This window comes from Streptomyces sp. NPDC097129 (assembly GCF_055668065.1).
Window position 1 is genome coordinate 164732 of the sequence record NZ_JBVOQE010000010.1, and the last position, 25147, is coordinate 189878.

At 69.9% G+C, this 25147-nt stretch carries 25 protein-coding genes; 2 read left to right on the top strand and 23 right to left on the bottom strand.

Annotated features, from left to right (window positions below; genetic code table 11):
- Positions 1–45 precede the first annotated feature (45 nt).
- The 16 genes from AC0B9F_RS27225 to AC0B9F_RS27300 all read right to left on the bottom strand — a co-directional run bounded on the left by AC0B9F_RS27225 (position 46) and on the right by AC0B9F_RS27300 (position 16538).
- Positions 46–1590, bottom strand: a complete 1545-nt coding sequence (locus AC0B9F_RS27225) for a cytochrome P450 (RefSeq protein WP_472007006.1) — start codon at positions 1588–1590, stop codon at positions 46–48.
- A 77-nt stretch (positions 1591–1667) separates the two neighbouring features.
- On the bottom strand, positions 1668–2288 hold the full coding sequence (locus tag AC0B9F_RS27230; RefSeq protein ID WP_472007009.1) for a GTP-binding protein: 621 nt from the start codon (positions 2286–2288) through the stop codon (positions 1668–1670).
- Positions 2269–2679, bottom strand: a complete 411-nt coding sequence (locus tag AC0B9F_RS27235; RefSeq protein WP_472007010.1) for a DUF742 domain-containing protein — start codon at positions 2677–2679, stop codon at positions 2269–2271. The genes AC0B9F_RS27230 and AC0B9F_RS27235 overlap by 20 nt, the downstream gene beginning before the upstream one ends.
- A complete protein-coding gene (locus tag AC0B9F_RS27240; RefSeq protein WP_472007012.1) occupies positions 2676–3083 on the bottom strand; it encodes a roadblock/LC7 domain-containing protein in 408 nt (135 codons plus the stop codon). Before AC0B9F_RS27240 ends, AC0B9F_RS27235 begins: the two co-directional genes overlap by 4 nt.
- Positions 3080–4726 (bottom strand): sensor histidine kinase, encoded by a 1647-nt coding sequence (locus AC0B9F_RS27245; RefSeq protein WP_472007014.1) that lies wholly within the window; start codon positions 4724–4726, stop codon positions 3080–3082. Before AC0B9F_RS27245 ends, AC0B9F_RS27240 begins: the two co-directional genes overlap by 4 nt.
- 319 nt (positions 4727–5045) lie before the next feature.
- Positions 5046–7898: a DEAD/DEAH box helicase gene (locus AC0B9F_RS27250; protein WP_472007016.1), complete on the bottom strand. Its 2853-nt coding sequence runs from the start codon at positions 7896–7898 to the stop codon at positions 5046–5048.
- Positions 7899–8021: 123 nt separating this feature from the next.
- Positions 8022–8972 (bottom strand): twin-arginine translocase subunit TatC, encoded by a 951-nt coding sequence (gene tatC, locus AC0B9F_RS27255; RefSeq protein ID WP_472007017.1) that lies wholly within the window; start codon positions 8970–8972, stop codon positions 8022–8024.
- 47 nt (positions 8973–9019) lie between these two features.
- Positions 9020–9304 carry a Sec-independent protein translocase subunit TatA gene (tatA, locus tag AC0B9F_RS27260; RefSeq protein WP_472007019.1) on the bottom strand — a complete coding sequence of 95 codons (285 nt, stop codon included), beginning with the start codon at positions 9302–9304 and terminating at the stop codon, positions 9020–9022.
- A gap of 187 nt (positions 9305–9491) precedes the next feature.
- On the bottom strand, positions 9492–9686 hold the full coding sequence (locus AC0B9F_RS27265) for a hypothetical protein (protein WP_361625446.1): 195 nt from the start codon (positions 9684–9686) through the stop codon (positions 9492–9494).
- Positions 9687–9812: 126 nt separating this feature from the next.
- Complete coding sequence (locus AC0B9F_RS27270; protein WP_472007020.1) at positions 9813–10106, bottom strand: hypothetical protein; 294 nt, start codon at positions 10104–10106, stop codon at positions 9813–9815.
- On the bottom strand, positions 10103–11185 hold the full coding sequence (locus AC0B9F_RS27275) for a helix-turn-helix transcriptional regulator (protein WP_472007022.1): 1083 nt from the start codon (positions 11183–11185) through the stop codon (positions 10103–10105). The genes AC0B9F_RS27270 and AC0B9F_RS27275 overlap by 4 nt, the downstream gene beginning before the upstream one ends.
- Positions 11186–11203: 18 nt before the next feature.
- Positions 11204–12181, bottom strand: coding sequence for a helix-turn-helix transcriptional regulator (locus AC0B9F_RS27280; RefSeq protein WP_472007024.1), 978 nt, complete (start codon positions 12179–12181; stop codon positions 11204–11206).
- Between the two features lie 129 nt (positions 12182–12310).
- A complete protein-coding gene (locus AC0B9F_RS27285) occupies positions 12311–12682 on the bottom strand; it encodes an FKBP-type peptidyl-prolyl cis-trans isomerase (protein ID WP_472007026.1) in 372 nt (123 codons plus the stop codon).
- Between the two features lie 97 nt (positions 12683–12779).
- Positions 12780–13781 carry an FKBP-type peptidyl-prolyl cis-trans isomerase gene (locus AC0B9F_RS27290; protein WP_472007028.1) on the bottom strand — a complete coding sequence of 334 codons (1002 nt, stop codon included), beginning with the start codon at positions 13779–13781 and terminating at the stop codon, positions 12780–12782.
- A gap of 126 nt (positions 13782–13907) precedes the next feature.
- Entirely contained in the window at positions 13908–15269 is a 1362-nt protein-coding gene (pafA, locus tag AC0B9F_RS27295) for a Pup--protein ligase (protein WP_009297738.1), read from the bottom strand.
- Between the two features lie 9 nt (positions 15270–15278).
- Positions 15279–16538: an MFS transporter gene (locus AC0B9F_RS27300; RefSeq protein WP_472007030.1), complete on the bottom strand. Its 1260-nt coding sequence runs from the start codon at positions 16536–16538 to the stop codon at positions 15279–15281.
- 97 nt (positions 16539–16635) lie between these two features.
- Here AC0B9F_RS27300 and AC0B9F_RS27305 point away from each other — a divergent pair, with 97 nt between their 5' ends.
- A complete protein-coding gene (locus AC0B9F_RS27305) occupies positions 16636–17658 on the top strand; it encodes a LacI family DNA-binding transcriptional regulator (protein WP_472007033.1) in 1023 nt (340 codons plus the stop codon).
- Positions 17659–17723: 65 nt separating this feature from the next.
- On the opposite strand, the gene prcA is transcribed toward AC0B9F_RS27305, so the two are convergent.
- The 6 genes from prcA to arc all read right to left on the bottom strand — a co-directional run bounded on the left by prcA (position 17724) and on the right by arc (position 23911).
- Entirely contained in the window at positions 17724–18461 is a 738-nt protein-coding gene (prcA, locus tag AC0B9F_RS27310; RefSeq protein WP_472007034.1) for a proteasome subunit alpha, read from the bottom strand.
- A gap of 63 nt (positions 18462–18524) precedes the next feature.
- Entirely contained in the window at positions 18525–19370 is an 846-nt protein-coding gene (gene prcB, locus AC0B9F_RS27315; protein ID WP_472007036.1) for a proteasome subunit beta, read from the bottom strand.
- Positions 19322–19933, bottom strand: a complete 612-nt coding sequence (locus AC0B9F_RS27320) for an endonuclease VII domain-containing protein (protein WP_472007037.1) — start codon at positions 19931–19933, stop codon at positions 19322–19324. The genes prcB and AC0B9F_RS27320 overlap by 49 nt, the downstream gene beginning before the upstream one ends.
- A 45-nt stretch (positions 19934–19978) precedes the next feature.
- Complete coding sequence (locus AC0B9F_RS27325; protein ID WP_028801616.1) at positions 19979–20197, bottom strand: ubiquitin-like protein Pup; 219 nt, start codon at positions 20195–20197, stop codon at positions 19979–19981.
- A gap of 191 nt (positions 20198–20388) precedes the next feature.
- Positions 20389–21900 (bottom strand): depupylase/deamidase Dop, encoded by a 1512-nt coding sequence (dop, locus tag AC0B9F_RS27330; protein WP_472007039.1) that lies wholly within the window; start codon positions 21898–21900, stop codon positions 20389–20391.
- A gap of 244 nt (positions 21901–22144) precedes the next feature.
- A complete protein-coding gene (gene arc, locus AC0B9F_RS27335; protein WP_472007040.1) occupies positions 22145–23911 on the bottom strand; it encodes a proteasome ATPase in 1767 nt (588 codons plus the stop codon).
- Positions 23912–24155: 244 nt separating this feature from the next.
- On the opposite strand from arc, the gene AC0B9F_RS27340 reads away from it, so the two are divergent.
- Positions 24156–24461, top strand: a complete 306-nt coding sequence (locus AC0B9F_RS27340) for a ferredoxin (RefSeq protein WP_472007041.1) — start codon at positions 24156–24158, stop codon at positions 24459–24461.
- A 115-nt stretch (positions 24462–24576) separates the two neighbouring features.
- Here the strand turns inward: AC0B9F_RS27340 and AC0B9F_RS27345 are convergent, their stop codons facing one another.
- Positions 24577–25143, bottom strand: a complete 567-nt coding sequence (locus AC0B9F_RS27345; protein ID WP_472007042.1) for a hypothetical protein — start codon at positions 25141–25143, stop codon at positions 24577–24579.
- Between the last annotated feature and the right edge of the window lie 4 nt (positions 25144–25147).

Sequence of the window (25147 nt, forward strand, 5' to 3'; positions counted from 1 at the left end):
CCGGGCCGCGAGAGCGCAGCCGTGGACCCCCTGCGGGTCCGGCGGTCAGTTCCCCCGCCACCAGCGCAGGAGACGCTGCCACACACCGCGCGGCCGGGCCGGTTCCGGCTGCGGCAGCAAGGGCTGCACGGGCGGCGGCGGGGCGGTGGGAGCGTACTGGGGCGGCGCGAGCGGCGGAGCCGACACGGCGGTGGCCGCCGAAGGGGCGGTCGGCGCGGCCGCGGGCCCCGGCTGGGGCACGGTCACCTGCCACACCGGGGGACGCTGCGGCTGCCGCTGCCCGTGCAGGCTCGGCGCGGCCTTCACGTCCTGCGGCGCCTTGGGGTCGAACCGCACCGGCAGCTCGACCAGGTGCCGGGAGGCGATCGACTCCGTCCAGCGCAGTTCGTCCTCGTCGCAGTCCAGCTGCACGTCGGGCAGCCGCATCAGCAGCGCGTCCACACCGGCGTCGGCGATGGCGCGGCCGATGTCCTGGCCCGGGCACTCGTGCGGCCCGCCGCCGAAGGCGAGGTGGGAGCGGTTGCCCTGCATGTTGGCGCTCAGGTCGGGCCGCACCCGCGGGTCGATGTTGCCGGCGGCGGGCGCGAACAGCAGCCCGTCGCCCTTGCGGATGCGCTGGCCGCCCAGTTCGGTGTCCTGCTTGGCGTAGTAGGCGAAGACGGTGCTGAACGGGGGCTCGTCCCACAGGGACTGCTCCACCGCCTCCGGCACGGTCATCTGGCCGCCGTTGAGCTTGGCGTAGAAGCGGTCGTCGGTGATGACCATGAGCAGCACGTTGGCGAGGAGGTTGGCGGTCGCCTCGTAGGCCGCCATGAGGACCAGCCACAGGTGCTTGGTGACCTCGTCGTCCGTGAGTCCGGCGGGGTGGCGGATCAACTGGCTGGCGAAGTCGTGCTGCGGCTCGGCGCGGCGGCGCGCGGTGAGGCGCTGCAGCACGTCCATGACGTAGGCGTGGCTGGCGATGGCGGTCTCGGTGCCGCGGAGCATGTCGCGGGCGGCCTGCACGATCCGGTCGTTGTACTCCTCGGCCATGCCGAAGATCTCGCACATCACCGCCATCGGCAGGTGCTCGGCGAACTGGCCGACGAGGTCCGCTTCCCCGATCTCGCAGAAGCTGTTGACGAGGATCTGCGTGTACCGGGTGATGTGGCGGCGCAGGCTGCGGTGGTCGATGGTCGTCATGGCGCCGGTGACCGCGCCGCGCAGCCGCAGGTGCTCGTCGCCCTCGGCGTAGGAGCAGATGGGCTCCCAGGCGATGTGCGGCATGAGCGGGTGGTCGGGCTTGACCATGCCTTCGTTCAGCGGCGTCCAGATACGGCTGTCGCGGCAGAACTGGCCCGGCGAGCGCACGAGTTGGAGGTTCTCGGCGTGCCCGAGGACCACCCACATGGGGACGTCCTCGGGCAGCAGGACGGGCGCCACCGGCCCGTACTCCTCGCGCAGATGCTCATACAGCTCGCCCAGGTCCTCGGCTCCGGGGCCGTGGAGCCGGTGCAGCCCGCCGGGGCCCTTGGCATGGGCGGGGCAGCCGGGCGGCGGACTCAGGGCGGGGTCGTCCGTTCCGGTCGTGGACAGGGATTCAGGCGTCACGGGGTCGCTCCGGGAAGGGGGGTCGCTCCGGGGAAGGGGAGAAACACTGCGAAGGGGTATGCGAAGGGGTACGGGCGTCAGGTGAGCCGGCCGGCCGCCGACAGGCCGGTCAGGAACCGCATCAGCGTCAGCAGGACGTCACGGCTGGAGGCGCGCCGGCGGGCGTCGCATTCGAGGATCGGGATGCCCGGGACCAGGTCGAGCGCCTGCCGCAGGTCCTCGACCTGGTAGCGGGGCGCGTCGGGGAAGGTGTTGACGGCGACCACGAACGGCACGCCGCGCTCCTCCAGCCGTCCCATGACCTCGTAACTGACCTCCAGGCGGCGGGTGTCGAGCAGGACGACGGCGCCCAGGGCGCCCTGGAACAGCCGGTCCCACAGGAACCAGAAACGCTCCTGGCCGGGGGTGCCGAACAGGTACAGCACGACCTGGTCGGAGACGCGGATACGGCCGAAGTCCATGGCCACGGTGGTGGCGGTCTTCGTCTCCGAGCCGAAGTTGTCGTCGACCCCGACGCCGGCCTGGGTCATGGTCTCCTCGGTGGTCAGCGGTTTGATCTCACTGACCGAGCCGACCATGGTGGTCTTGCCGACACCGAAACCGCCCACGATCACGATCTTCGCCGCTGCCTGGGTGGACTGCGGCAGATGGTCCTCCGCGCGTGGGCCGGGGAGGATGTCAGAGCCTTTCAAGTCCATGCATCACCGCTTCGAGAAGGGATCGGTCGGGCAGCTGCTGGCGGACGATCGGGGCGCGCGCGTGCACCAGCTCCCCGGCCAGCATCTCCGTGAGCAGCGCGGTCATCGCGCTGAACGGCAGCTGCAGATAGGCCGAGAGTTCGGCCACGGACAGGGGGGCGGCGCACAGCCGGAGCACCGCGCTCTGCTCGGGCGTGGCCGACGACGGCGCGTCGGCGTGCGCCACGATCAAGGTGACCAGGTCGAGTTTGGCCCGGTCGCCCTCGGCGCCCGTGATGATGTACAGCCGTTCGGGTGCCTTCCCGTCGCCCTCCTGCGGGGCCGGCTGGGGCGGCGGCACGGGCGCGGTCGGCTCCTTGCGCTGTCGCCTCTGGCGTCGCGGAGGCGTCATACGGGCTGCCCACCCCGCCGGGGCGGGCTGGTCAGGTGGTCCCCGATGCGCAGCACGAGGTCGCGCATGTAGTGGCTCATCGCGCCGGGCTCGCAGCGGATGTCGGAGAGCACGGCGAGGTAGGCGTTGGCGCCGGCGGCCATCAGATAGAAGTAGCCACGGTCGAGTTCGACGACGACCAGCTTCATCTCGCCGCTGCTGGCGGGCAGTTCCTGGGCGACGGCGCCGGCCAGGCTCTGCAGGCCGGCGCAGGCGGCGGCGACGCGGTCGGCGGCGTCGGGGTCGCCGCTGTAACGGGCGATGCGCAGGCCGTCGGCGGACAGCACCACGATCATCTCGATGCCCGGAACGCTGTCGTAGAGCTCCTTGAGCATCCAGTCGAAGTTCTGTCGCTGCTGGATCACGTCAGATCCCCTTCGTCGTTGCCCTCGGGGCGGGCCTTGTCGTTGAGCAGGTAGCTGAACGCGCTGGGGTTGCGCGTGAACTCGGTGGGGTGGGTGCCGGGCGGCAGGTCCTTCTTCAGCCCGTCCCAGAACGCCTCGACCCACAGGCCCGGGGCAGGCTCGTCCCGCTTCGGCTCGGGCTCGGGCTCGGTGCGGGACTGCGCCCAGACGGTGGCCTCACGCTCGCGCGCCTCGCGTTCCTCACGTTCGAGGCGGTCCTGTTCGGCGTACTGCTGGGCGCGCAGCTCGGTGATCGGGATGACGGCCTTGCTGCGTCGCTGCGGCAGGCCCTTCTCGGTCCACTCGGTGACCACGGGGACGTCGTCTTCCAGGGACAGGTTCTCCGGAATGCGCGGGTTGGTCGGGCGGCGCTTCTTCGGCGGGCGCTTGGGGCCCTCGGCCACGTCGGGACCGATCGCGGGCAGGGAGGTGGCGCCGACGCCGTGCGCGAAGCCGGGCGCGGGGTGGCTGGTGAGCATGGCGCTCGGCACGATCAGTACGGCGCGGACACCGCCGTAGGCGGACGAGCGCAGGGAGATCTGCATGTCGTGCGCCGTGCACAGGCGGCCGACGACGGCGAGGCCCAGGCGCGGCGCCTCACCGAGGATGTTCAGGTCGACGCCGGCCATGGCGCGCTGCAGGATGCCCTCGAGGCGGCCGCGGGACTCCTCGGTGAGGCTGACGCCGGCGTCCTCGATCTCGATGGCGACGCCGGTCTGCACCTCGGTGGCGGTGACGTGCACCTTGGTCTGCGGCGGCGAGTAGCGGGTGGCGTTGTCGAGCAGCTCGGCGCAGGCGTGGATGACCGGCTCGACGGAGATGCCGCGCACGTTGACCTTGGCAATGTTGTCGAGCGAGATGCGGCGGTATTCCAGGATGCGCGACATGGCGCCGCGCAACACGCTGTACAGCGGCACGGGTTCGGGCCACTGCCGGCCGGGGCGGCCGCCGCCGAGGACGGAGACGGAGTCGGCGAGGCGGCCGATCAGCGAGGTGCCGTGGTCGATGCGCAGCAGGTCGTCGAAGACCTCGGGGCTGCGGCCGTGGTCCTCCTCCATCTCCCGCAGTTCCTTGAACTGCTGGTGGACGATGGCCTGGACGCGGCGGGCGACGCTGACGAAGGCGCGCTGCTGGGAGTCGCGCAGGTTCTCCTCGTGGTCGAGGATGCGCAGCACGGTGAGGATGACCTCGCGGCCGGCCTCGCGCAGCCCCCGAAAGCGTGAATCGCCGTCGAGGATGTCGCGGGTGGTGTCGAAAAGTGAATTTCCGCGGCGCAGATACTCGACGGCGACCGGCAGGAGTTCGTAGGCGAGGCGGTGCTCGTCGGCATCGGCGGTGGCGAGGCGCTGTTCCAGATACGCGGTGTGACGGGCGTGTTCGGCATGCTGGGCGCGCAACCGGCGGCCGCGGCGCAGCGCTTCGGCGGCCGTCAGGGCGACCAGGACGGTGGCGATGCCGCCGCACAGGGCCACGGCCGGCCGGGCCGGTTCGGCGACCAGGGCGACGGCGGCCCCGGTCGCCGCGGCCATCGCTATGACGGGCAGCAACAGCACGCCGGCGGAGGGGAGTTCACGGCGACGAGGAGGGGATTGGACGCTCACCATGCAGGTCCTTGAATCTAAGGAGTTTTGGGGAAGAAACGAGGTTTAAGGGAACAAGCGCACGAATACGCCTCAACTCGGTGCGCTGCGGGCGAGCTTAGTCCGACCAGATCATCGCCGGGACATGTTCGGGAAGCCGCTACGGTCCCTCCCGTGACAGGAGTACGCTCGACCCCATTTGCACGCTTCGAATCGGCTCGCACACGATGCGTGACGGAGAAAGGGCGTACGACATCACTCACCGCAACGGGTGGGGTGTCCCTCGAAGCCGAAGGGCCCCACCGCCGCGGCGGTGGGGCCCGTTCGTTGGGTCAGCCGGCGCTCAGCCCACCGACGAGTACGCGACGACGCCGCGCAGCAGGCCCTCGACCGCCTTGCGGGCGGCCTTCGGGACCGTGGAGCTCTCGCCGGGGGCAGCCGCCTGGATCTGGCCCAGGACGTCGATGACCTGCTTGCACCAGCGCACGAAGTCGCCGGCCGGCATCTCCGCCTCGCGCAGCACCTCGTCCAGGCCCTTGCCGGAGGCCCACATGAAGGCGGCCCAGGCGAAGCCGAGGTCGGGCTCGCGCTGGCCGACGCCCTCGGTCTGGCTGATGCGGAAGTCCTCCTCCAGGGCGTCCAGCCGCCCCCAGATCCGCACCATCTCGCCGAGCGCCGCCTTCGCCTTGCCCGACGGCAGCTTCGGCGCCACGGCGTCGTCGCTCATCCGCGCCTCGAACACCAACGCCGAGACGCACGCGGCGAGTTCGGCAGGTGACAGGCCCTCCCAGACGCCGGCGCGCAGGCACTCGCTGGCCAGCAGGTCCAGCTCGCCGTAGAGCCGGGCGAGCCGCTTGCCGTGCTCGGTGACCTCGTCGCCGCGCAGGTAGTCCAGTTCGGTCAGCAGCGCCACGATGCGGTCGAAGGTGCGCGCGATGGTGTTCGTACGGCCCTCGATGCGGTGCTCCAGCTGCCTGGTATCGCGCATCAGCCGGTGGTACCGCTCCGCCCAGCGGGCGTGGTCCTCGCGCTCGTCGCACCCGTGGCAGGGATGCGCCCGCAGAGCCTTGCGCAGCCGGGCGATCTCCCGGTCGTCGGCGGCCTCGGAACGCTTCTTGCGGGCCCGCTCCGGCGGGATGTGCCCGGCCTTGGTGCGCAGCGCGGAGGCGAGGTCGCGCCGGGACTGCGGGGAGCGCGGGTTGAACGACTTCGGGATCCGCATCCGCTCCAGCGGCTCCACCGGCACCGGGAAGTCCATGGAGGCCAGCCGCTTGACCTGCCGCTCGGCGGTCAGCACCAGCGGACGCGGACCGTCGTGGGCGTCGAAGCCGCGGTGGCCGTTGGAACGCCCGGCCGGCAGCCCGGGGTCCAGCACCAGGGCGAGGCCGGCGTACTTGCCCGTCGGGACGTGGATGACGTCGCCCGGCTTGAGCTTCTCGAGCGCGACGGCGGCCTCGGCGCGCCGCTGGCTGGCGCCCTGGCGGGCCAGTTCGTTCTCGCGGTCCTTCAGCTCGCGGCGCAGCCGCGCGTACTCCTCGAAGTCGCCGAGGTGGCAGGTCATGGACTGCTTGTAGCCCTCCAGACCCTCCTCGTTGCGCTGCACCTGCCGGGAGATCCCCACGACCGACTTGTCGGCCTGGAACTGCGCGAACGACGTCTCCAGCAGCTCACGCGAGCGGTGCCGCCCGAACTGCTCGACCAGGTTGACCGCCATGTTGTACGACGGCTTGAAGCTGGAGCGCAGCGGGTACGTGCGCGTGCCCGCGAGCCCTGCGAGGTGCTCGGGGTTCATGCCGCGCTGCCACAGCACCACGGCGTGGCCCTCGACGTCGATGCCGCGCCGGCCGGCCCGCCCGGTCAGCTGCGTGTACTCGCCGGGGGTGATGTCGGCGTGCTGCTCGCCGTTCCACTTGACGAGCTTCTCCAGGACCACGGAGCGGGCGGGCATGTTGATGCCGAGCGCGAGGGTCTCGGTGGCGAAGACCGCCTTGACCAGGCCGCGCACGAACAGCTCCTCCACGACCTCCTTGAAGGTCGGCAGCATGCCCGCGTGGTGCGCCGCTATGCCCCGCTCCAGGCCCTCCAGCCACTCGTAGTAGCCGAGGACGTGCAGGTCCTCGGGCGGGATGGACGCCGTGCGCTCCTCGACGAGCGCGCGCACCTTTTCACGGCCCTCGTCGTCGTTGAGCCGAAGGCCCGCGTACAGGCACTGCTCGACGGCCGCCTGACAGGCGGCGCGGGAGAAGATGAACGTGATCGCGGGCAGCAGGCCCTCGGCGTCCAGCCGCTCGATGACCTCCGGCCGCCCCGGCGTCCAGATGCGCGAGCGCTGGCGGCGCTCCCGCTCCCGGTCGGCCTCCCGCATGCTGCGGCCGCGTCTGCGGTCCTGGAAGGACGGGCGGCTCGCCTCCATCCGCGCCATGCGCATCAGGTCGGGGTTGACCGCCTTGCGCTGGCCCTCGCCCTCCTCGAACAGGTCGTACATCCGCCGCCCGGCCAGGACGTGCTGGAACAGCGGCACCGGCCGGTGCTCGGAGACGATCACCTCGGTGTCCCCGCGGACGGTGTCCAGCCAGTCGCCGAACTCCTCGGCGTTGGACACGGTCGCCGACAGCGACACCAGCGTCACCGACTCGGGCAGGTGAATGATCACCTCTTCCCATACGGCGCCACGGAAGCGGTCGGAGAGGTAGTGCACCTCGTCCATGACCACGTACCCGAGGCCCAGCAGCGTCTGGGAGCCCGCGTACAGCATGTTCCGCAGCACCTCGGTGGTCATCACGACCACCGGGGCGTCGGAGTTGACGCTGTTGTCGCCGGTCAGCAGGCCGACCTTCGCCTGGCCGTAGCGCCGGCACAGGTCGGCGTACTTCTGGTTGGACAGCGCCTTGATGGGCGTGGTGTAGAAGCACTTCTTGCCCTGCTCGAGGGCGAGGTGGACGGCGAACTCGCCCACGATCGTCTTGCCGGAGCCGGTGGGCGCGGCGACCAGCACGCCCTTCCCCGCCTCGAGCGCCTTGCACGCCTCGATCTGGAAGGGGTCGAGACCGAAGTCGTACATCTCGCGGAAGGACGCGAGGGCGGTGGCCTGCTCGGCAGCTCGCCTGCGTGCTGCCGCGTACCGCTCGGCCGGTGAGAGGTCCTGTGTCATCGTGCTTTCCACCGTACCGGGCCGCACTGACAACAGGACGATCATTAACCGGATCTCCTGCTGTGAATCCTGCCGTACGCCCAGCTCAGCGGGGTTGCCGCCGGTGCGGGGCCGGAAACGGCGAACCGGCCGCCCCGCGCTGCGGGACGGCCGGTCGTGCGGAGCCTGTCAGGTCACGTCGTCGTATCCGTTGACGCGTTCCGTGCTCGTCTGCTCCGGCAGCGCGCGGCTGGCGCTGACCGGTTCGGCCTCCTCTATGGCCTCGGGCGTGAGGTCCAGCTCCGACGCCTCGTCGTCGTCGGGACCCTCGGCCTCACGGCGGGCCTTGCGGCGGTCGTTGAGCAGGGAGAAGGCCACCGCGCCGAAGTACAGCACCCAGATCGGCCCGGACAGCGCCAGCATGGACAGCGGGTCCGTGCTGGGCGTGGCGACGGCGGCGAAAATGGTGATGCCGAGGATCATGCCGCGCCACCAGCCGAGCATGCGCCGGCCAGTGATCACTCCGGTGAGATTGAGCATCACCAGCAGCAGGGGCAGCTCGAAGGAGAGCCCGAAGACGATCACCATGCGGGTGACCAGCTGGAGCAGGTCGTCCAGCGGCAGCAGGTTGTCCACGCCATGCGGCGTGAAGTCGATGAGCACCTTCGCGGTGGTGGGCAGCACCCGGTAGGCGAAGTAGCCGCCGCTGAGGAAGAGCGGGACGCCGGTGCCCACGAACGCGTAGGCGTACTTCTTCTCGTGCCGGTGCAGACCCGGCGCGACGAACGCCCACAGCTGGTACAGCCAGATCGGCGAGGCGAAGACGACGCCCGCCATCAGGGACACCTGCAGGGCCAGCGTGAAGGGGGCGAGCAGACCGTTGATGGTGATCCGCGCGCACTGCTGGTTGTCGCTCGAGGAGCGGGCCAGTTCCTCGAAGCTCTTCCCGCAGCCGACCGAGTCGAGGATCGGCTGAGTCAGGAAGTTGATGATGTCGTTGTAGAAGAAGGCGGCGACGACGGTGACGACGACGACGGCCAGCATCGCCTTCGCGAGCCGGTTGCGGAGCTCACGGAGGTGTTCCGCGAGGGGCATCCGCCCCTCGGGATCCTTCTCCTTCTTGCGGGCAGGCTTCAGCAACCCACGTTCCCATCTCGTGCGGCGGGCCGGAGGTCACCGGCCCTGCGTCAGCGCTTGGTCGTGTCCGTCGGCTCGTTGACCGGGCGGGCGCTGGTGACGTCGCCGGGGGAAGCCTGGATGGTGCGCTGCGCGGGGGGCTGCTCGTCGGTGGGCGCCTGGGCGGACGTGTTGCTGCTGCCGCCCTCCTCCTTCATCGCCTTGGCCTCGCTCTTGAGGATGCGCGCGGACTTGCCGAGCGAGCGGGCCATGTCCGGAAGCTTCTTCGCGCCGAACAGCAGGACGATGACGACGAGGATGAGAATGATCTCGGGGGCTCCGAGCCTTCCGAACATAAGTCTTTACCTTCTCACCGAGGCGGCAGGGTGGGGTGCTGTCCGACTGGTCGGACACGCGTCCGATCAGCCGTTCTGGCAGCGATCGTAACGCCCAGGGGTAAACGTGAGGCAATCCCCGTGCGTACTCCCGGCTCACGGCGCGGGCCTCGTTCTCCGCCCCGCGATCAGCAGCCTACCCCTGCGGTTACAGCGAATCCACGGCCCTGGCCGCGCTCGCCGTGGCCCGCTCCAGGTCCTCGGCCGCCCTGTTGATACGTCGTGTGGAATCCGCCACCTGCCGCCCCAGCCGCTGCGCCTCCAGAAACACCCGGACGGCCAGCACACCGAGGACGGCGAGACCCACGAAACCCACAGCTACCGCGAACATCGGCCAGAACATGGCGTTGAGCCTAGACCCTGCGGCGGGGGCGACTTGCGCGGGCCGGACACACAGAGCGGTTCCTCGGATCACCGGCATCCGGCGCCGACGCGTGGCCGGAGCACGCCGTACAGCGCAGGCGCGCCCTCAGACCGTCGAGTGCAGCCGCAGGGTGCGGACGCCGCCGCCGGTGAGCAGCTCCACGATCCGCTCCCCCGCCGGCTTGCGCACGGCCGCCCCGCACTCGGGGCAGGTGAACGAGTAGAACGTGGTGCGGCTGGAGGCGCCGATGGCCAGGCGCAGGGCGCTCGCCGCGAGCTCGAACCGCCCCCGGCAGTCGGGGCAGCCGGCTCTGAAGACGACCGGAGCCACACCGCGCATCCCCGCGAACGCGGAGGCCACCGTCATGCCCACGACTCCCGGCGACGCCGACTCGCTCACAGCCTCTGCTCCTGCCTGTCGTCCTGCACCTCGCCCGCTCCGGCCGCCACCGAGCGGGGCCCCGGCGACGCGTGCGGCGCCTGCGTCCCCTCGGCCTCCATGCCGTCGTAGGCCGTCAGGGCGTCGCGGGCCGCGCGGCGGGCACTCCCGGCCAGCTCCGGCGGCGACACGATCCGGCCGTCCCGGCCGAGCCGCAGCGCCAGCCTGCGCAGCGAGGCCGGCTCCGGAGTGCGCAGCGTGATCCGCAGACCGCCGTCGGCGAGCTCCTCGGCGCTGTCGTGCGGGTAGTACTCGGCGACCCAGCGGCCGCCCGGGCCGACCTCGACGACGACTTCCGGGTCCTCGGCGGCCGGCTGGACCAGCCCCTCCGACAGATCGCGCAGCTCTATCTCCGGCGGCGCCGACGGCTCGTCGAGAATCCTGATCTCCGCGACCCGGTCCAGCCGGAAGGTGCGGCGCGCCTCGGAGCGGCGGCACCACGCCTCGACGTAGGTGTGACCGACGCTGACCAGGCGGATGGGGTCGATCTCGCGCTCGGTGACCTCGTCCCGGGCCGGCGAGTAGTAGCGGATCCACAGTCTGCGGCGCTCGGAGATCGCCCGGTCGACGTCGGCGAAGACACCGCCCTCGGACTCGAAGGTCACCGACAGCCGGGAGCTGGCGCCGGCCGCCTCCCCGGCCGCGGTCTCCACCTTGGCGGTGGCCCGCAGCAGGGCCTGCCGGTCGCTCTCGCGCAGCCCGGGCAGCGTCGCCACCGCGCGGGCGGCGACCAGCAGCGCGGTCGCCTCGTCGGCGGCCAGCCGCAGCGGCTCGGCGGCGTCCGCGCCGAGCGCGGCCGGGTTGTGCCACCAGATGCGCTCGCCGTCGGTGTCGATGTCGAGCAGGTCGCCGCCGCGGAAGCTGGTGCCGCACATGGGCAGCACGTCGAGGTCGGAGACCAGCTCGTCCTCGGTGATCCCGAAGGCGCGCGCCACGTCCTCGATCCGGGCACCGGGACGCTCCCGGAGATACGTCACCAGGGACAGCATCCGCCGGGTCTGGTCGATGGCGCTCGTGGGCCTGACCGGTTTGCCTGCCACGTCTCGCTCCGCTCCCCCTCAGCCCTTGGCCACGGCCCGCAGCCGGTCCACGACATCGGCCCGCAGCTCGGCGGGCTCCAGCACCACCACGTCCGGGCCGAACTCCACCAGCCAGGCGTCCAGGCCGTGCCCGTACGGAATCTCCAACTCGTCCCAGCCGTCGCCCAGTTCCCGCACGGCCGTGGCCTTCGCCCGAAGGGGGTAACCGGCGCCGGAGCGCAGCCGGATCAGGGCGCTGCGGTCGGCGGTCTCGCCGGCCCAGCTCGCGACCGTCTCCCGGACCGTGACGACGTCGGGGACGGGGGCGGTGAACCTCCCGGCACGGGAGCGGACCTTGCCGGTGATCCGGGACAGCCGGAAGACGCGCTCGGCGCCGCGGTCGCGGTCGAAACCCGCCAGGTACCAGTGGCCGCGCCAGCACTCCAGCGCCCACGGCTCGACGTGCCGGGTCCCGGGCTGGGCGGCGTTCGCCTTGCGGTAGTCGAAGACGACCGGGCGGCGGTCGCGGCAGGCCAGCATCAGCGGTTCGAAGGCCGCCTCGTGCACCGGGATGCGCGGTTCGAGCGCGCTGTGCGCCTCGTAGGGGTCGACGTCCTCGGGCAGCCCGGCCGCGCGCAGCTTCTGCAGGGCGCCGCTGGCGGCCCCGGCGAGGCGGGCCTGCTGCCAGACCTTGGCGGCCAGACCGAGGGCGGCGGCCTCCTCGGCGTCGAGGGTGATGGGCGGCAGCCGGTTGGAGTCACGGCGGGCGAGATAACCGACCTCGCCGTCGACGCCCTCCACGGTCTCGATGACGAGCCCCAGCTCCCGCAGGTCGTCCTTGTCCCGCTCGAACATGCGGTTGAAGGAGTCGTCGGACCCCGCCGCGCCCTTCTCCGGCCCGAACGCCTCGACGTACGCCTCGATGGACTCGCGCAGCTCACGCTTGCTGAGCGGCCGCCGCGTCCCGAGCAGACACAGCGCCAGGTTCATCAGCCGCTCGGCCTTGGCAATGGCCATCGACGCGCTTCGCCTCCCTAGGGTCCTTACGATCGATGACCGTACCGCTCCGTGGGGCGCTGGCAAAAGCCGAGGGTCCATGCCCGTACAGGCATGGACCCCAGGTGATCAGCTGTGATCGTGTGCCGATCAGACCGAGACCAGGTCGCAGACGAAGATCAGCGTCTCGCCCGGCTTGATCGCGCTGCCGGCGCCGCGGTCGCCGTAGGCGAGGTGCGGCGGGATGGTCAGCTGGCGACGCCCGCCGACCTTCATGCCCTGCACACCCCGGTCCCAGCCGCTGATGACCTGACCGACACCGAGCTGGAAGCGCAGCGGGGCGCCGCGGTTCCAGGAGGCGTCGAACTCCTCGCCGGTGGAGAAGGCCACGCCCACGTAGTGGACCTGGACGGTGTCGCCCGCCTTGGCCTCCGGGCCGTCGCCCTCCCAGATGTCCTTGATCTCGAGGTCAGCCGGGGGCTGGCCGCCCGGGAAGTCGATCTCGGGCTTGTCGATGCTCACGTCTTGAAGCTCCTGCATATCTACGACACGGAACGCGGACAGTCTGTCATCCCCACCGGATCGGCGCCCGCGGCGGGCGGCAGAACCGGCGAGGGCGTCACATCTTCGCCAGGATGTCCACCGTGAACACCATCGTGGAGTCCTTCTTGATGCCGCTGCCGGGCGGGGGATTGTTGCCGTAACCCAGGGCCGGCGGGATGACGATCATGACGCGGCTGCCGACCTTCTTGCCGGTCAGGCCCTGGCCCCAGCCCTTGACGACCTGCTGGAGGGAGAAGGAGGTCAGCGACTTGCGGCCGTACGTGGAGTCGAACTCCTTGCCGGTGTCCCACAGCACGCCCTTGTACTGCACGAGCACTGTGTTCTCGGCCTTGACCACCTCGCCGTCGCCCTCCAGGACGTAGTTCGCCACGAGCTTCTTCGGCGGGCTCGTCTTGGGCACGTCGACGGACGGGGCCTTACCGTCCGTGTTCGTCCCCACCTTGGGCAGCGCCGCGTCGTTCTGCGGGACCTTCTTGCCCTGGGCGGAGCTCTTGGCGTTGAACACGTCCTTCAGATCGACCACGAACACCAGCGTGTCGGTGCCCTTCACACCCGCCTGCGGGTTGCCCTGCGGGCCGAAGGCCCAGGTCGGCGGCACGGACAGCTCCACCCGGCTGCCGACCTTCTTCCCGGGCAGCGCGAACCGCCAGCCCTCCCAGGTCTGCCCCTGGGCGAGCTGGGCGAGCAGCGGCGTCTTGCTGTCGTAGGAGTTGGCGAGCACCTTGCCGGTGTCCCAGATCTGGGCCAGGAAATCCGCCTGGATGAAGTCCTTCTCCGCGATGGTGCGACCGCTGCCGGTGATCAGCGTCTTCACCGCGATGTCCTTCGACGGCGCGCCGCTGCCCTTCGCGACCGTCGGTTTCTCGCCGAACTTCGTGCCCGCGGTGATCGCCGGAAGCGGACCGGCGACGAGCTTGGGAGGCGGCGCGGCCGACGGCTGCGGCGCCGAGGGCGACGCGCTGTTGCCGGCCTTGCTCGAGTCGGACTTGTCGTCGCCGCAACCGGCGAGGGTGACCAGTCCGGCGGGTACGGCGATCATCAAGGAGCGTCGGCGCACGATAGGGCCTCGTAATCGGTCGATCTTGTGGATGGCGTGCGCGCAACTCTACGGCGTGAGAAGGGCGCCGTACGGGTAACGTACGGCGCCCGAGTGGCGTTCCGGCATGTCGCCGAAAACGCAGACTCACATTCCCGCGATGAGCTTCTCCACCCGGTCGTCCACCGACCGGAACGGGTCCTTGCACAACACGGTCCGCTGTGCCTGGTCGTTCAGCTTCAAGTGCACCCAGTCGACGGTGAAGTCCCGCCGCTGTTCCTGCGCCCGGCGGATGAAGTCGCCGCGCAACCTGGCCCGAGTGGTCTGCGGAGGAACCGACTTGCCCTCGAAGATCTTCAAGTCGTTGCAGATCCGGGCCGCTTGCCCCTTCTTCTCCAGCAGGTAGTACAGGCCACGACGACGGTGGATGTCGTGGTACGCGAGGTCTATCTGCGCGACCCGCGGATGCGACATGGTCATGTTGTGCTTGGCCCGATACCGCTCGATGAGCTTGTACTTCATGACCCAGTCGATCTCGGTGCCGATACGGTCGAGGTCCTCGGCCTCGATCGCGTCCAGCGTGCGGCCCCACAGCTCCAGCACCTGCTCCACGGTGCCCGTGCGGATACCGCGGCGCTCGCAGAAGTCGACGGCCTTCTCGTAGTACTCGCGCTGCACCTCCAGGGCGGAGGCCTCGCGGCCACTGGCCAGGCGCACCTTGCGGCGGCCGGTGATGTCGTGGCTGACCTCGCGGATCGCCCGGATCGGGTTCTCCAGGGTGAGGTCACGCATCACCGTGCCCGCCTCGATCATGCGCAGCACCAGGTCGGTCGCGCCGACCTTGAGCAGCATGGTCGTCTCGGACATGTTGGAGTCGCCCACGATCACATGCAGGCGCCGGTAGCGCTCGGCGTCGGCGTGCGGCTCGTCGCGGGTGTTGATGATGGGCCGCGAGCGGGTCGTCGCCGAGGAGACGCCCTCCCAGATGTGCTCGGCCCGCTGGCTGACGCAGTAGACGGCGCCGCGCGGGGTCTGCAGGACCTTGCCCGCACCGCACAGCAGCTGCCGCGTCACCAGGAAGGGGATGAGGATGTCCGCGAGCCGCGAGAACTCCCCGTGCCGGGCCACCAGATAGTTCTCATGGCAGCCGTAGGAGTTTCCCGCCGAGTCGGTGTTGTTCTTGAAGAGGTAGACGTCGCCTGCGATTCCTTCCTCGTGCAGGCGTCGTTCCGCGTCCACCAGCAGGCCCTCGAGAATGCGCTCTCCGGCCTTGTCGTGGGTGACCAGCTCGATCACGTTGTCACATTCAGGTGTCGCGTATTCCGGGTGCGAGCCCACATCGAGATAGAGGCGGGCACCGTTCCGCAGAAAGACATTGCTGCTGCGGCCCCATGACACGACACGGCGGAAGAGGTACCGCGCCACCTCGTCAGGTGACAGACGGCGCTGTCCCCTGAACGTGCACGTGACGCCGTACTCGTTCTCCAGCCCGAAAATGCGGCGGTCCATGAGGGAACATTACGCCCGATCCCCCGAACTGAAACGGGGTTCGGCAGCACGATTTGGATCATTTTCCGATGAGGCCGCAACAACCCCTGTCGCGGCGGGAACTGCGAGGACGGTGCGCGTACCCACCAGAACGAGCAGCGAAACCGCCCCGGCCGCACCGGGTACCGCGAATCCCCACAGCGCGCCGCCCTCCTGGACGACCGGCCCCGCCAGGCCCGTTCCCACCGACGCGCCCACCGTGAACGTGGTCACCAGCCACGAGAACGCCTCGGTGACCGTGCCGCTCGGCGCGTGCCGGTCGACGATGACGAACGCACAGGCGATGGACGGCGCCAGAAACACCCCGGCGAGCGCGGTCAGCGCCACCATGGCGACCGCACCCGGCATCAGCATCAGCGGCAGGTAACACACCGCCAGAAGCGCCACCAGAACCCGCAGTCGCGGCTCCGGCGGCCCGGCCCACTGCCGCGCCCCGTACACCGCGCCGCCGGCCAGCGCACCCAGCCCGATCGCCGCCATCAGCCAGCCGTACACCGCGTCCCCGCCATGACCGTCCGCATACGGCACAGAAGCCACCGTGATGGAGCCCAGCGCCATGCCGATGAACAGGAACGCGGCGAGCAGCGCCAGCAGCCCCGGCGAGCGCAGCGCGCCCAGCCAGTGCGCCTCACGCGGCGCGGACCGCCACGCGCGCGAAGGAGGCGACACGACGACCGAGAGCGCCCCGACGACACCGAGGGCACCGAGCACGAGCAGCGCCGCCTGCGCGGACCACAGGGAGACGCACACCGTCACCAGCAGCGGGCCGACGGTGAACATGACCTCCTGGGCGATCGCGTCCATGGCGTACGCTGTGTGCACCTGGTCCTCGCGGCGCAGCACACTCGGCCACAGCGCCCGCAGACCGCCCTCCAGCGGCGGGGTGAACAGCCCGGACGCGGCGACCGCAGCGTAGGCCAGCGGAGCCGGGCCGGTGCCGACGGCGGCGAAGACGGCCATGGCCAGCGCCGAGGCGAGTGCGGCGGGCAGCTGGATCCGCGGCTGCCCGTACAGGTCGACGAGCCGGCCGAGCACCGGCTGGCCCACGGCGTTGGCGACGCCGTACACGGCCGCGAGCGCCCCCGCGAGGCTGTACGTGCCGCCCTCGGCCCGCACGAACAGCACGATCGCGATCGCCGCGGTGGCGTTGGGCAGCCGTCCCACCAGCGTGCCCACGAGCAGGCGGGCGGCATGCCTCGCCCTGAGGATCTCCAGGTATCCCGCGGCCATTCCGTCCGCCCTCCGGCTCAAGTTTTACGTATAACGTCCTGCGTCATACGTACCATGTGCGCTGTTCAGCAGTCCAGACGACGGAAGTGAGCGGACGGTGGCCCGAGACAGCACCCGCCCCACCAGCCGGGACGTCGCCCAGGCGGCCGGCGTCTCCCAGGCCGCCGTCTCCCTCGTCCTGGGCGGCAAATGGCGCGGCCGGGTCTCCGAGACCACCGCCGAACGCGTCCGCGAAGCCGCGCGCGAACTCGACTACCGGCCCAACCTCGCCGCCCGCAACCTGCGCCTCGGCCGCACCCGCACCATCCTGCTCGTCGTCCCGGCACTCACCACCGAGTTCTTCGCCGGCGTCTACACCGGCGCCGCCCGCGTCGCCGCCGACCACGGCTTCGGCGTCGTCCTCTACCCCTCCCCCGAAGGCGTCGGCCCCGCCCGCGACCCCTTCGCCTCCGCCCAGGCCGCCCTCGACGGCGTCCTCGCCTCCTCCATGGCCGCCGACGCCCTCACCGCCATCCGCGGCGACCGCCTGCCCCTCGTCATGCTCGACAGCGACCCCGAAGGCAGCCTCGGCGCGGCCACCGTCAACCTCGACATCGCCGACGGCGTCCGCCAGGTCACCGAACACCTGCTCGCCCTCGGCCACCGCCACTTCCTGCACCTCGCCGCCGACGTCCCCTCATGGACGTTCGACGTACGCGCGCGTGAACTCGCGCAACGGATCACCGCCACACCGGGAGCGACCCTGCACACCGCACCCGCCCCCGCACCCATCTCCATCGACGCCGGACTGGCCGCCACCGAGGCAGCACTGAGCCCGGCAGGACCACGCCCGACGGCGATCGTCTGCGACGACGACATGCTCGCTGCCGGCGCCTACAAAGCACTCCGCCGGCTCGGCCTGCGCGTCCCCGAGGACATCTCCGTCACCGGCGTCGACGACCTCGGCCTCGCCACCGCCATCGACCCCGAACTGACCACCGTACGACTCGACGCCGAACTGTTCGGCGAACACGGCATGCGGGCCCTGCTGGCGGTCCTGGAGGGCCGTACGCCCGAGGCAGGGGACATCCCGGTCGAACTCGTCGTACGGGGCTCCACGGCACCGCCCAAAGCCCCCTGAACACCACGGCGCCCCGGCCGTCACCGGCCGGGGCGCAGAAAACCCGCGTGGCACTACGCCTGGTACTACTCCTCGTCGCTGCTCTCGGCCTCCGTGGCCGTACTGCCCGCCAGCAGCAGACGGCCGAGCTGCGGACCGACGATCCGCTTGAACTTGCGCTGCTGCGGCCGCGTACGGTCCAGCACCGCCACCTCCAGACGCTCGGCCGGAATCTCCCGCTCCGTGCCGTTGGTGTCCCGCGACAACGCCCGCACAGCCAGCTGCAACGCCTCCGCGAGACTCATGCCGTCCTGGTGATGCTGATCCAGGAAACCGCTGATCTGCTCGGCGTTGCCACCCACCGCCACCGAGCCGTGCTCGTCCACGATCGAACCATCGTGCGGCAGCCGGTAGATCTGGTCGCCCTCCGGGGTCTCCCCCACCTCGGCCACCACCAGCTCCACCTCGTACGGCTTCTCCGCCGCCGACGAGAAGATCGTGCCCAGCGTCTGCGCGTAGACGTTCGCCAGACCCCGCGCCGTGACATCGTCCCGGTCGTAGGTGTAACCACGCAGGTCGGCGTAACGCACACCGCCGATGCGCAGATTCTCGTACTCGTTGTACTTACCGGCCGCGGCGAACCCGATCCGGTCGTAGATCTCGCTGAACTTGTGCAGCGCGCGGGACGGGTTCTCACCGACGAACACGATGCCGTCGGCGTACTGCATGACGACCAGACTGCGGCCACGCGCGATGCCCTTGCGGGCGTACTCGGCGCGGTCGGCCATCGCCTGCTGGGGTGAGACATAGAACGGCGTCGACACCGGTTATCCGTCCCTTTCTGTGGAAGTCACTGGATCACCTGACAACAAATCCGGGCCCGGCCCTCAGAGCAGGGCGGCGCGCGGGCCGTCCGGCTGCTCCAGACGCCGCTGCAGCACCGAGCGGGCGATCTCGGAGCACTCGTCGTCGGTCAGCCGGCGGAAACCGTCCTCGGTGATCACGGTGACGATCGGGTAGATCCGGCGGGCGACATCGGGACCACCGGTCGCCGAGTCGTCGTCGGCCGCGTCGTACAGGGCCTGCACCACCAGGGTCGTGGCGTCGGCCTCGGTCAGATCCTCGCGGTACAGCTTCTTCATCGCGCCCCGCGCGAACACCGAACCCGAGCCCGTGGCCGCGAAGCCACGCTCCTCGGTACGGCCGCCCGTGACGTCGTAGGAGAAGATACGGCCCTTGGCGCGGTCCACGTCGAACCCCGCGAACAGGGGCACCACGGCCAGGCCCTGCATGGCCATGCCGAGGTTGGAGCGGATCATCGTCGACAGGCGGTTGGCCTTGCCCTCCAGCGACAGCTGAGCACCCTCGACCTTCTCGAAGTGCTCCAGCTCGAGCTGGAAGAGCTTGACCATCTCGACGGCGAGACCGGCGGTGCCGGCGATCCCGACGGCCGAGTACTCGTCGGCCGGGAACACCTTCTCGATGTCGCGCTGCGCGATGACGTTGCCCATGGTGGCCCGGCGGTCACCGGCCAGCACCACGCCGCCGGGGAACGTCACGGACACGATGGTCGTCCCGTGCGGCGCCTCGATCACACCCTGCACCGGAGGCAGCCGGCGCTTGCCCGGCAGCATCTCCGGCTGGTGCTCGGCGAGGAAGTCCATGAAGGAGGAGGATCCTGGCGTCAGGAAGGCAGCAGGTAGACGCCCGGTGCCACGAGAGTTGGCTTCCACGAGGTTCCTTCCACGTATGCAGCAGCCCGCCTTATGACGTCGGGCCGATCCTTGAACTGCCCCAGTGCTGCGTTGCAGCTGAAGCACAGTACGCCACGGACCCTACCCGTCTCGTGACAGTGATCCACATGAGCGGGCGGAGCGGATAGACATATGCAGCAGACCCCGCCCTGAGCGGCGATCAGAGCGTCTCGCTCGTCTTCTGTGATGCCGTACTGACGCTTCAGATGCTGCTCACGCCCCAGCGCCGCTCGGCACGCCTTGCACCGTGTGGACAGACCATCGGAGGCGGTGGCGTTGCGATGCCAGTCACTGTGCGGCTTGATCTCCCCGCATGCCCGGCAGAGCTTGTGCCCTGGTGGGACGTCCACCTTCTCCCTGACGGGCTTGCCCATGGCCTCCCGGCGCTGTCGATAGCGCAGGGCGCTGTATTCCGCAACGCACTCCCGGCAGTCGACCTGGAGGCCGTCACGCCGATTCCTGTCCCGTGCGAATGCAGCAAGAGGAAGGAGCCGCCGGCATTTCCGGCACGGCTTCGCATCCGGGTCGCCGGCCACTCCCATTCCCCCCGCCACCTTCGCTTCGAAACTAGAAGACCAACACGGCCTTCACTCTCCACCTTTTTGCACGAAGGACCTCACGAAATCCTCGGCGTTCTCCTCGAGTACGTCGTCGATCTCGTCCAGGACGGAGTCCACGTCGTCGCTCAGCTTCTCCTGGCGCTCCTTGAGGTCGTCCGAGGCCTGTGCGTCCTGCGCCTGCTCCTCGACCTCCTCCGTGGAGCGCGTGGCCTTCTGCTGGCCGCCGCCGGTGTCCTTGGTTGCCATAACCCTCACCCCGCTCTTTCGCCCGACATGGGTCGACAGGTCGGCATTCCTGCCGATCGGTGATGATCAGACCCTACAAGCCGGGTCCGACATCGGCCCCGCAGTTTCCACAACGTGCGGGGGCCACCTCGATGATTCCCGGCCGGAGGCATTTCCACCCTGTTCCGGCCGGGGAGACCGACGAGTACCCGTCAGTTGCCCGAGAGCACCCTGACCAGGTCTTCCGCCGTGCGGCAGCGGTCCAGCAGCTCCTTGACGTGATTTCGCGTTCCGCGAAGCGGTTCGAGGGTTGGGACCCGCTGGAGGGAGTCCCGGCCCGGCAGGTCGAAGATCACCGAGTCCCAGGAGGCCGCGGCGACGTCGTCGGCGTACTGCTCCAGGCAGCGGCCGCGGAAGTACGCGCGGGTGTCCTCCGGGGGCTTGTGCATGGCCCGCTCGACCTCCGCCTCGTCCAGCAGCCGCTTCATGCGCCCACGGGTCGCCAGGCGGTTGTACAGGCCCTTCTCGGGCCGTACGTCGGCGTACTGCAGGTCGACCAGGTGCAGGCGTGCCGCGTCCCAGTCGAGGCTGTCGCGGCGCCGGTAGCCCTCCATGAGCTCGCGTTTGGCGACCCAGTCCAGTTCGCCGGCCAGGCTCATGGGGTCGTTCTCCAGGCGCGTGAGGGTGTCCTCCCAGCGCGAGAGCACGTCCTTGGTCTGCTCGTCGGTGTCCGCCCCGAAGCGCTCCTCGACGTACTTGCGGGAGAGCTCGAAGTACTCCATCTGCAGCTGGACCGCGGTGAGTGTGCGGCCGCTGCGCAGGGTGACCAGGCGCTTGAGTGAGGGGTCGTGGGAGACCTGGTGCAGGGTGCGGACGGGCTGGTCGACGGCGAGGTCGACCGCGATGAACCCGTCTTCGATCATGGACAGGACGAGGGCCGTCGTGCCCAGCTTGAGGTAGGTGGAGATCTCCGAGAGGTTCGCGTCGCCGATGATCACGTGCAGGCGGCGGTACTTCTCGGCATCCGCGTGCGGCTCGTCGCGGGTGTTGATGATGGGGCGCTTGAGGGTGGTCTCCAGTCCGACCTCGACCTCGAAGTAGTCGGCGCGCTGGCTGAGCTGGAAGCCGTGCTCGTGGCCGTCCTGGCCGATGCCGACGCGACCGGCGCCGGCGAAGACCTGGCGGGAGATGAAGAAGGGCGTCAGGTGGCGCACGATGTCCGAGAAGGGGGTCTCCCGCTTCATCAGGTAGTTCTCGTGCGTGCCGTAGGAGGCGCCCTTGTTGTCGGTGTTGTTCTTGTAGAGGTGGATCGGCTGGGCGCCGGGGAGCTGGGCGGCCCGTTCGGCGGCCTCGGCCATGATCCGCTCGCCGGCCTTGTCCCACAGGACGGCGTCGCGGGGGTTGGTGACCTCGGGGGCGCTGTACTCGGGGTGTGCGTGGTCGACGTAGAGGCGGGCGCCGTTGGTGAGGATGACGTTGGCCAGGCCGATGTCCTCGTCGGTGAGCTGGGTGGAGTCGGCGGCCTCGCGGGCGAGGTCGAAGCCCCGTGCGTCGCGCAGCGGGTTCTCCTCCTCGAAGTCCCACCGGGCTCGGCGGGCCCGGTGCATCGCCGCCGCGTAGGCGTTGACGATCTGGGACGAGGTGAGCATGGCATTGGCATTGGGGTGGCCGGGGACGGAGATGCCGTACTCCGTCTCGATGCCCATTACTCGCCGTACGGTCATGCGGCCCTCCTTGCCCGGCGGCACCCTCGGTCGTAGGCGCCGCTCAAGTACCGCGATTGCTCCGGTGCGTGTGCGGTGCCCCTCCCCGCACTGCGCGACCGGGCGGTATGGAAGAGCCTAGAACGCCTTTGCGCTGGTGGGGAGATCATTTGCGTCACTGCCTTGTGTGCTGTGCCCGGGATCTGTCCGGAAAAAACAGCGGGCTGCGGGTACCCGGCGAGGGCACCCGCAGCCACCCTGCTTTTTACAGGTACTGTCCGGTGTTCGCCACCGTGTCGATGGAGCGTCCGGTGTCGGCGCCCTGCTTTCCGGTGATGAGGGTGCGGATGTAGACGATCCGCTCGCCCTTCTTTCCGGAGATTCGGGCCCAGTCGTCCGGGTTGGTGGTGTTGGGCAGGTCCTCGTTCTCCTTGAACTCGTCCACGCATGCCTGGAGGAGGTGGGAGACGCGGAGGCCCTTCTGGCTCTTTTCCAGGAAATCCTTGATTGCCATCTTCTTGGCCCGGCCCACGATGTTCTCGATCATGGCGCCGGAGTTGAAGTCCTTGAAGTAGAGGACTTCCTTGTCACCGTTGGCGTAGGTGACTTCCAGGAAGCGGTTCTCCTCGGTTTCCGCGTACATGTGCTCGACCGCGGTCTGGATCATGGCGTGGACCGTGGCGCTCTTGTCGCCGCCGTGCTCGTCGAGGTCGTCGGCGTGCAGCGGGAGGCGTTCGGTGAGGTACTTGCCGAAGATGTCCTTGGCGGCCTCGGCGTCCGGGCGCTCGATCTTGATCTTCACGTCGAGCCGGCCGGGGCGCAGGATGGCGGGGTCGATCATGTCCTCGCGGTTGGAGGCGCCGATCACGACCACGTTCTGCAGGCCTTCCACGCCGTCGATCTCGGCGAGCAGCTGCGGGACGATGGTGTTCTCCACGTCCGAGCTGACGCCGGAGCCGCGGGTGCGGAAGAGGGACTCCATCTCGTCGAAGAAGACGATCACGGGGGTGCCCTCGGATGCCTTCTCCCGGGCCCGCTGGAAGACCAGGCGGATCTGCCGCTCGGTCTCGCCGACGTACTTGTTGAGCAGCTCGGGGCCCTTGATGTTGAGGAAGAAGCTCTTGCCGGCGGCCTGGCCGGTGACTTCGGCGACCTTCTTGGCCAGCGAGTTCGCGACGGCCTTGGCGATCAGCGTCTTACCGCATCCGGGGGGTCCGTAGAGCAGCACGCCCTTGGGCGGCCGCAGTTCGTGCTCCTTGAACAGGTCGGGGTACAGGTAGGGAAGCTCGACCGCGTCGCGGATGGCTTCGATCTGGCCGCCGAGGCCGCCGATGGCCTCGTAGCCGATGTCGGGGACCTCTTCGAGGACGAGTTCCTCGACCTCGCTCTTGGGGACGACCTCGTAGACGTAGCCGGAGCGGGGTTCGAGCAGGAGGGCGTCGCCGGGGCGGATGGTGACGTCCAGCAGCGGCTCGGCGAGCCGTACCACCCGTTCCTCGTCGGTGTGCCCGAGCACCAGGGCGCGCTCGCCGTCCTCGAGGATCTCCTTGAGGGTGACGATGTCGCCGACGCTCTCGTACTCCATGGCCTCGACCACGTTGAGCGCCTCGTTGAGCATGACTTCCTGGCCGCGCCGGAGATCGTCGAGCTCGACGTTGGGGCTGACGTTCACGCGGAGCTTGCGGCCGCCGGTGAAGATGTCGGCGGTGCCGTCTTCGTTGGCCTGCAGGAAGACGCCGAAGCCGGCGGGCGGCTGGGCGAGCCGGTCGACCTCTTCCTTGAGGGCCACGATCTGGTCGCGGGCCTCGCGCAGGGTGTTGGCGAGCCGCTCGTTCTGGGCGGACACGCCGGCCAGGTTGGTCTGCAGCTCGACGATCCGCTCTTCGAGAATCCTCGTGTGTCGCGGAGAGTCGGCGAGCTTGCGTCGCAGGACGGCGATCTCCTGCTCAAGGTAGGCAATCTGCCCGGTCGGGTCGTCGGACCCGCGTCCCGGGCGGATGCCGCGGTCAATGTCGTCGTCGTGGGCTGCCACGGTCCTCACCTCCTCCAAGGGGAGCTGGACGCTTCCAGACCCTACCTGGGCGGGTGTCGATTGAAACCCCTAGATCAATAAAGACGGTCGGGGTGTGTCCGATCTTCACCCTTGCGCTCTCCCTCACGCCAGGGGAATACCCACGGAACATGATTGGAAAGCGGGCCCAGGTAGGGTCGAAGTGTTCAACACCCGTCAGAGCCTGCATCGTTCCCGTGGGGCTCGACCGTAAACGGCAGGAGAGGTGACCGTGCAGCAGGAGGCCGCGTCCGCGGGCGAGGCGCTGGAGGTCTGGATCGATCAGGACCTGTGTACCGGTGACGGTATCTGCGCCCAGTACGCGCCGGAGGTGTTCGAGCTGGACATCGACGGCCTGGCCTATGTGAAGGGCGCCGACGAGGCGCTGCTGCAGGCGCCGGGCGCGTCGGTGCCGGTGCCGCTGCCGCTGCTGACGGACGTGGTGGACTCGGCCCGTGAGTGTCCGGGTGAGTGCATTCATGTGCGGCGGGTGGCGGACCGGGTGGAGGTGTACGGCCCGGACGCGGGGTGACCGTCCGGGCGCCGCGCGTTAAGTCGTCTTCGAGACGCTTTCGAGGGCGGCCGTGCGCCACGCGCGTGTGGCCGCCCTCGGGGTTGTCCGATTCCTCACACTGCTGTGGCGCACGTCACACGCTGCGGGCCTGGCCGGGGGTGGAGCGGACGAACGCGCCGTCCTTCCACTGCCACTTCACGCTCTGCCGTACGTCGGGGCAGCATGCGGGCACGTCGTCGGAGGAGTAGCCGAGGAGCGTGGCGTGCACGGCTTTGTCGTGTACGGCGATGTCGCTGACGTCGGTGCGGTCCTTGGGGTCGGCCAGGGTGGCCACGATGCGCGGCTGTCCGGTGCCGGACGCGCGCGTGAGGACGTAGACGCCGTCGGGCGGGGTGCCCATGGGGGCGTCGCAGTGCACGACGGCGACGGTCTCGGGCCGGTGGTCGCCGTCGAGGTCGCCGGTGGCCTGTTTCACGACGATGGCCTTGACGGGGCCGCAGTCCAGGGGGAAGTGCACGCCGGTGGTGGCGGGGGCGGCGACAGTGGCGGTTTGCGCGCCGGGTGCCGGGGCAGCCGTCGCCGTGCGCGGTTGCAGCAGGGAGGTGAGCGCCACGACGCCGGCGAGGGCGGTGGCGGTCGCGAGCCAGTGGATGGGGCGGGTGTGCGTGTGGGCCAGTTCCGGGACGGCGGATTGCTGCACTAGG

Excerpts from the sequence above, each read along its gene's own strand:
- AC0B9F_RS27230 (WP_472007009.1), bottom strand. The coding sequence starts at position 2,288 with ATGGACTTGAAAGGCTCTGACATCCTCCCCGGCCCACGCGCGGAGGAC.
- AC0B9F_RS27235 (WP_472007010.1), bottom strand. The coding sequence starts at position 2,679 with ATGACGCCTCCGCGACGCCAGAGGCGACAGCGCAAGGAGCCGACCGCG.
- AC0B9F_RS27245 (WP_472007014.1), bottom strand. The coding sequence starts at position 4,726 with ATGGTGAGCGTCCAATCCCCTCCTCGTCGCCGTGAACTCCCCTCCGCC.
- AC0B9F_RS27250 (WP_472007016.1), bottom strand. The coding sequence starts at position 7,898 with ATGATCGTCCTGTTGTCAGTGCGGCCCGGTACGGTGGAAAGCACGATG.
- tatA (WP_472007019.1), bottom strand. The coding sequence starts at position 9,304 with ATGTTCGGAAGGCTCGGAGCCCCCGAGATCATTCTCATCCTCGTCGTC.
- AC0B9F_RS27265 (WP_361625446.1), bottom strand. The coding sequence starts at position 9,686 with ATGTTCTGGCCGATGTTCGCGGTAGCTGTGGGTTTCGTGGGTCTCGCC.
- AC0B9F_RS27280 (WP_472007024.1), bottom strand. The coding sequence starts at position 12,181 with ATGGCCATTGCCAAGGCCGAGCGGCTGATGAACCTGGCGCTGTGTCTG.
- pafA (WP_009297738.1), bottom strand. The coding sequence starts at position 15,269 with ATGGACCGCCGCATTTTCGGGCTGGAGAACGAGTACGGCGTCACGTGC.
- AC0B9F_RS27300 (WP_472007030.1), bottom strand. The coding sequence starts at position 16,538 with ATGGCCGCGGGATACCTGGAGATCCTCAGGGCGAGGCATGCCGCCCGC.
- AC0B9F_RS27320 (WP_472007037.1), bottom strand. The coding sequence starts at position 19,933 with ATGGGAGTGGCCGGCGACCCGGATGCGAAGCCGTGCCGGAAATGCCGG.
- AC0B9F_RS27325 (WP_028801616.1), bottom strand. The coding sequence starts at position 20,197 with ATGGCAACCAAGGACACCGGCGGCGGCCAGCAGAAGGCCACGCGCTCC.
- dop (WP_472007039.1), bottom strand. The coding sequence starts at position 21,900 with ATGACCGTACGGCGAGTAATGGGCATCGAGACGGAGTACGGCATCTCC.